Raw genomic sequence first — 2,961 nt, 5'->3', positions numbered from 1 at the left:
ATTGGAGATTGTGTCCAGCGCCTGATCGTTAGGCAGACATGGGCGGCTGGCCGGGCTGAAAACACATGGGCTGCTCGTCGAATGCCAGCCAGCCTGACTGGTCGCACAGACTTTGCACCAGGGCCGAATAGTCGGCCCGCAGCGAGCAGCGCATGCTCAAGGTGTCCTCCGAGGCCGGCAACTGAAATTCGATCCAGCCTTCGTCGGCCTGCATGCGGCCGRTCTGCTCATCATCATCCCAGGCGATAGCGGGAAGCATGCGCGAGAGCGCGGCCCGCACCGCGACAGCATCGTCCAGCGGGCGCACTGTGCTGTCGTTGAGTTCATCCGGGGTCAGCGGCAACCTTGCGGGTTCGAAGAAAAGGTAGCTATAGGCCATACAGGACTTAGACAGGCTTGAGCCGCACGACAGGCCGCTGCGGCTTGCGGCGCGCGACTTCCTTGAAGCCGGCATCGTCATACATGGACTTGGCGCCGAACCACATAGCGTCGTCATGGGAGCGGCCGGGCTTGTCCACGGGATAGGCCTCGAGCAGCGTGGCGCCCTGCTTTTTGGCGTAGGCGATGGCCCCATCCAGCAGTGCCCGCGCGACACCTTGGCCGCGATATTCAGATGGCACGACAAAACAGATGACCGACCAGACGGGTTTGTCATCGACCGGCTTCATCACCGGCGAACGTTTGAGCTTGGCATAGTCTTCGCGCGGCCCCAGCGACACCCAGCCGACAGGCACCTTGCCGCGGTAGCCGATCAGGCCGGGCGGGGTGTCGCCGCGAGTGAGTTTTTTCAGGTCGGCGCGATTGGCCTGGGGGGCGGTGGTGCCCGCGGGCAGTGGCTCGCGTGCGCCGCTGCGCCGGTAATACATGCACCAGCAGCCACGCGCGACCGAACAGCCTTTGGCTAAAAACAGCGCTACAAGATCGGGCCAGCGCTCGGGCGTGAGGGGGCGGACGGTGAGCTTCATGGGGCTGTAAGGTCGATCCGATGTTGGCACTATAGCCAAGGCATTACGCCGGCCGCAAGCATTAGCCCGTGTTGGCTTTGCACTGGATGGCGAAATCCACGTGGTAATGCTCGTCATGGCGAACCCAGGGCTTGCCTTTCGTGAAGTTCAGGTTTTGCTTCAGGTAAGCGCCGCGCGGCGTGGCGAACAGCCGGGGCAAAAACGGCGCATCAAGAATGACCAGGGCAATGCCGGCGCCGCGCGCTTTCGCGGCCAGGTCCAGTTGGTACAGATGCTCGGCGATCGCGGGGAAGTCGATGGTGTATTCGCCGTACTGGGCGTCGGCATTGAACTCAATGTCGTAGCTGAAGCGATTGCCGATCCCCGCCGGCAGCGGTACGGATTTTCCCTGCGCGTCGCGGACCGGCACAAAGAAGTCCACGGACAGGCCGTTCTGATGCGTACGGTGCGGCCGGAAACGCCCGCCAGAAGGCCAGCCCGTTTCGCCATAGACATAGGTGGTCGATGGGCTGGTGGCGTGGAGCGCCGCGTAGGACGCGGTGATGACGTCCGCGACCTTGGCATGCACATGCGTGCGGCCTGCCGTGGCGGCCATCGCGCTGTAAGCCGAGAAGTTGGGGCCGCTGGTCGGCAGCTTGACGCTGCCTTCGATGCGGCCCTTGCTGACCGTGCCGAAGCATTGGCTGTCGGCGGCAAGGGCTTGGACGGACAGGGTCGCCAGCATTGCGGCGATCAGGCAAGCGAGCTTATGCATGGAAGATCAGTTACCAGGCCCCGCGACCATACGAAACAGCAAGCGCGCCAAGAGTAAGTGAGCCGGCCACAAGGCCTCCCAGCGCCAGCCACTCAGCGGTGTTGAAATCCTTGAACGGAGGATCGAATGGGTTCAGGGCCTGCCACCACTTCTTCCCGAGCCGCCTGCGATTCAGATAGAGCAGTAAATTTCCGCCGCCGACCCAGAGCACCGCTATTAACGAGAGCAGGATCAATTGACCGGGTGGCATGCTTGCCAGGACATCCTTAGCCGTCGGGATCGTGGATGGCGGTGCTGAGGCTTCCGGTATGAGACCGGCAGCCTTGGCCAGGAGGAAGGTCAACAGCATAGGCGCCACAAAGAGCGCCATGTTCTTCCAATAGACCGACTGCGTCTGGGCTCGCACCATGCGGAACCATGCGACGGGCGCGATCACCAGGGTTGCCACGATTGCGACGCAAGCGAGAATTTGAAGAAGCAGTTGCATGGTGATCACGGTTTGCACTATAGCCGGGTGGGCGTTCCCCTATCATCTGCAAACCATGCGCCGCGCCGACCGCCTTTTCCATCTCGTCCAGCTGATTCGCGGCCGCCGCCTGAGCACGGCGGAGTTCCTCGCCAAGCGGCTCGAAGTTTCCGAGCGCACGATTTACCGCGATGTGGCCGACCTGCAGCACCAGGGTGTGCCCATCGAAGGCGAGGCCGGCGTCGGTTACCGGCTGGGCGCGGGGTTTGATTTGCCGCCCTTGATGTTCACGCAAAAGGAAGCCAATGCGCTGGCCGCGTCAGTGCGCCTGGCGCAGGCCTGGCTGGACCCGGCTATGGCGGGTGATGCGGAGGCCGCCTGGGGCAAGATTTTTTCGGTGCTGCCGCCCGCGGCGCGCACAGCGGCCGAAGGCGTGCCGCTGTATGCGGTGGTGATCAATCCGGATGAGGCCATGCAGCGTAGCCTGCAGCTTTTGCGCGAAGCGGTGCATGCGCGTTGCAAGGTGGATGTGCGCTACCTTGATGCGGCCGGGCGTGAAAGCCGGCGCGTGCTCTGGCCGCTGGGCTGTTTTTACTGGGGCAGCGTCTGGACGCTGGGCGCCTGGTGCGAAGCACGGCAGGACTTCCGCAACTTTCGCGTGGACCGCATGGCCGCGATCAACGTGCTGGACGAGCGCATGGGCCATGAGGCCGGCCGTACGCTGGCGGATTATTTGCGGGCCGTCAAAGCCGGCCCCAAACCCCCTTGACGTGGGG

5 protein-coding genes are annotated in these 2,961 nt (G+C 63.5%); 1 reads left to right on the top strand and 4 read right to left on the bottom strand.

Annotated features, from left to right (window positions below):
- Window positions 1–28: 28 nt before the first annotated feature.
- From AC1D1P_RS19475 to AC1D1P_RS19460, 4 genes are all read right to left on the bottom strand, one after another.
- The gene (locus AC1D1P_RS19475) at window positions 29–379 is read right to left on the bottom strand and encodes a hypothetical protein (RefSeq protein ID WP_477674106.1); all 351 of its coding nucleotides are present in this window, start codon (window positions 377–379) and stop codon (window positions 29–31) included.
- Window positions 380–386: 7 nt separating this feature from the next.
- Entirely contained in the window at window positions 387–965 is a 579-nt protein-coding gene (locus AC1D1P_RS19470) for a GNAT family N-acetyltransferase (RefSeq protein ID WP_477674105.1), read from the bottom strand.
- Window positions 966–1,026: 61 nt separating this feature from the next.
- A complete protein-coding gene (locus AC1D1P_RS19465; protein WP_477670284.1) occupies window positions 1,027–1,719 on the bottom strand; it encodes a penicillin-insensitive murein endopeptidase in 693 nt (230 codons plus the stop codon).
- A 10-nt stretch (window positions 1,720–1,729) separates the two neighbouring features.
- Window positions 1,730–2,206 (bottom strand): hypothetical protein, encoded by a 477-nt coding sequence (locus AC1D1P_RS19460; protein ID WP_477674104.1) that lies wholly within the window; start codon window positions 2,204–2,206, stop codon window positions 1,730–1,732.
- Between the two features lie 55 nt (window positions 2,207–2,261).
- Here AC1D1P_RS19460 and AC1D1P_RS19455 point away from each other — a divergent pair, with 55 nt between their 5' ends.
- A complete protein-coding gene (locus AC1D1P_RS19455) occupies window positions 2,262–2,954 on the top strand; it encodes a helix-turn-helix transcriptional regulator (RefSeq protein ID WP_477670282.1) in 693 nt (230 codons plus the stop codon).
- Window positions 2,955–2,961: the final 7 nt, after the last annotated feature.

It is taken from the genome of Polaromonas sp. P1_E1_2, from assembly GCF_056406035.1.
Note: the sequence above shows the minus strand (reverse complement) of the source record. Positions and strands in the feature narration are given on the sequence as shown.

Coding starts and splice junctions, on each gene's coding strand:
- AC1D1P_RS19470 (WP_477674105.1), bottom strand. CDS start 965: ATGAAGCTCACCGTCCGCCCCCTCACGCCCGAGCGCTGGCCCGATCTT.
- AC1D1P_RS19465 (WP_477670284.1), bottom strand. CDS start 1,719: ATGCATAAGCTCGCTTGCCTGATCGCCGCAATGCTGGCGACCCTGTCC.
- AC1D1P_RS19460 (WP_477674104.1), bottom strand. CDS start 2,206: ATGCAACTGCTTCTTCAAATTCTCGCTTGCGTCGCAATCGTGGCAACC.
- AC1D1P_RS19455 (WP_477670282.1), top strand. CDS start 2,262: ATGCGCCGCGCCGACCGCCTTTTCCATCTCGTCCAGCTGATTCGCGGC.